At 40.3% G+C, this 2,935-nt stretch carries 1 protein-coding gene, 1 tRNA gene, 1 rRNA gene and 1 CRISPR repeat array; all 3 genes read right to left on the bottom strand.

Features of this window, described 5'->3' with window-relative positions; all coding sequences use genetic code 11:
- Positions 1-879 (bottom strand): 16S ribosomal RNA (locus tag Q3V94_RS06670); the annotation flags it as partial.
- Between the two features lie 206 nt (positions 880-1,085).
- Positions 1,086-1,160 (bottom strand) — tRNA-Asn (locus tag Q3V94_RS06665).
- 184 nt (positions 1,161-1,344) lie between these two features.
- Positions 1,345-2,438: direct repeats of the CRISPR family, unit length 30 nt; unit sequence GTTTCAATCCCTTATAGGTAGGCTATAAAC.
- 143 nt (positions 2,439-2,581) lie between these two features.
- The coding region (locus tag Q3V94_RS06660) for a UPF0236 family transposase-like protein (protein WP_303526192.1) at positions 2,582-2,935 on the bottom strand (354 nt) is incomplete at its 5' end.

The following is a 2,935-nucleotide window of genomic DNA, read 5'->3' as shown; positions in this document are numbered from 1 at the left end:
TGCGACCGTACTCCCCAGGCGGAGTGCTTAATGTGTTAACTGCGGCACGGAAGGCTACGCCTCCCACACCTAGCACTCATCGTTTACAGCGTGGACTACCAGGGTATCTAATCCTGTTTGCTCCCCACGCTTTCGTGCCTCAGCGTCAGTTACAGTCCAGAAAGCCGCCTTCGCCACTGGTGTTCCTCCCGATCTCTACGCATTTCACCGCTACACCGGGAATTCCGCTTTCCTCTCCTGCACTCTAGCTCCCCAGTTTGAAGTGCAGTTCCTGGGTTGAGCCCAGGGATTTCACACCTCACTTAAGAAGCCGCCTACGCACCCTTTACGCCCAGTAATTCCGGACAACGCTCGCCACCTACGTATTACCGCGGCTGCTGGCACGTAGTTAGCCGTGGCTTCCTCCTCCCTTACCGTCACTTTCTTCGTCAGGGAAGACAGAGCTTTACAACCCGAAGGCCTTCTTCGCTCACGCGGCGTCGCTGCGTCAGGGTTTCCCCCATTGCGCAATATTCCCCACTGCTGCCTCCCGTAGGAGTCTGGGCCGTGTCTCAGTCCCAGTGTGGCCGACCACCCTCTCAGGCCGGCTACCCATCGTCGCCTTGGTGAGCCGTTACCTCACCAACTAGCTAATGGGCCGCGGGCCCATCCCAAGGCGGATTACTCCTTTGGCTTATGCATCATGCGATACACAAGCTTTATGCGGTATTAGCAGGCCTTTCGACCTGTTATCCCCCTCCTTGGGGTAGGTTACCCACGTGTTACTCACCCGTCCGCCGCTAAGACACCTTGGATTGCTCCTTGGCATCTCCGCTCGACTTGCATGTGTTAGGCACGCCGCCAGCGTTCGTCCTGAGCCAGGATCAAACTCTTATGTTTAAATCCTTAGCTTCCTCTAAAATTACTGCTGGTCGCTTCGCCACTGTTCAGTTTTCAAAGGTCAAACGACATTTTATATTATAACAACCTCTCAATATAATGTCAAGAGGTTTTTTGCTTATCATCAACGACATTGTGTATATTACCATGCTTTAATTGCTTTGTCAATGGAATTTTTGTCCTGAAACCTTAAACAAAAAATAAAATGGCTCCACGGAGAGGACTCGAACCTCCAACCCTCCGGTTAACAGCCGGATGCTCCACCATTGAGCTACCGTGGAACGCTTACACAAAATATTATAGCAGATTTTTTTCTGTTTGCAATACCTTTTTATAAAAAATTGTCCTTTATCCCTATAAATATAATCTAGAATATCCCCATATTTCACTTGCTTTTCAAAGTCTCGGCCCTTTATTGACAAGCTATAAACATGATGTTTAAGGTTAGACTAGCACGCACATTAAAATTCAATCCCTTATAGGTAGGCTATAAACTCACTTTCCAGCTCTTTACAAACTCTATCCACAGTATGTTTCAATCCCTTATAGGTAGGCTATAAACCAACAAGCAGAAGAAATTATTGAGCCATTTTTAAAAAGTTTCAATCCCTTATAGGTAGGCTATAAACGTATTTTAGGATCTTCAAAAATATCTTTAAATTCTTGGTTTCAATCCCTTATAGGTAGGCTATAAACTAAATTGCCGAAAAGAGTGTGATGTGTATGAAAAAAGTTTCAATCCCTTATAGGTAGGCTATAAACATTGTTAAACGTAAATGCATACATAATAGGGAAAATGTTTCAATCCCTTATAGGTAGGCTATAAACTGAAATAAGTTTGTTAACCTTACTTCATCGTTTAGATGAAGGTTTCAATCCCTTATAGGTAGGCTATAAACAGAGTTCAAAAGAAAATAATTTGGGTTAGGAGGGGAGTTTCAATCCCTTATAGGTAGGCTATAAACAGTTATATTATCAATTTCTGGAACTACTATTACAAGTTTCAATCCCTTATAGGTAGGCTATAAACGTTCAAAGTTTATGACGATTTGTTCGGAAATGACGAGTTTCAATCCCTTATAGGTAGGCTATAAACCGTATTTTATAGGTGCGGATAAGGGTGGATGGGATGGTTTCAATCCCTTATAGGTAGGCTATAAACGGTTAAAACAGTTCAAACACAGCCACAGCAAACCGGTTTCAATCCCTTATAGGTAGGCTATAAACTTTGAAAGTATATATAATGAGCTGCAAAGCAGCTTAAGTTTCAATCCCTTATAGGTAGGCTATAAACGCAAAGGATATATAGCTTTTTTAATACCAATGAAAAAAGTTTCAATCCCTTATAGGTAGGCTATAAACAAAGTCCTTGGCCATTATACCACCTTTCGATCTATAGTTTCAATCCCTTATAGGTAGGCTATAAACTGAGTATGGCATTCTCTGCAAACATAGACTAGATTGTTTCAATCCCTTATAGGTAGGCTATAAACATCACAATGCATTTGCATATATAAAACGTGATGAATGTTTCAATCCCTTATAGGTAGGCTATAAACCCGTTCAATACTTATTATAACTGGGTTTGAAGATTTTGTCAATTGTGAATATTTTGTTAGATAGTGTCAAGATATTGTAGGTTAATTTTTATAGACAACCCCCTAAAATGTTTAAAATCAAGACTTTCGTAAACTTTTAAACTTTAAATTATATTTTCATATTTAATTGATTTTAATATCTTATACATTGGCGTTACTTTTCCAATATTTAATATTGTTATATTATTTATTCCTTCTCGTGAAGAATTATTTATTCTTTTAATTGTTTCTTTTATCTTCTTTTTATTTAATCTAAATGTTTCAATATCTTCCTTGTATATACTTATTTCCCTTAAATTGCCTCCATTCCTGCTAAATACCCTTAGCTTTGCCATTATCTTTAATCCCTCTTTACTCCATCCTAATGGCCTACTGCTTAATCTCGCTGATAATACATGGCTTATATGCCCTTCTGCACTGCATCCTATTACATCCTCGTCCTCTTTATATATTACTAT

It is taken from the genome of Caloramator sp. CAR-1, from assembly GCF_030546345.1.
Lineage (GTDB): Bacteria > Bacillota > Clostridia > Clostridiales > Caloramatoraceae > Caloramator > Caloramator australicus.
Note: the sequence above shows the minus strand (reverse complement) of the source record. Positions and strands in the feature narration are given on the sequence as shown.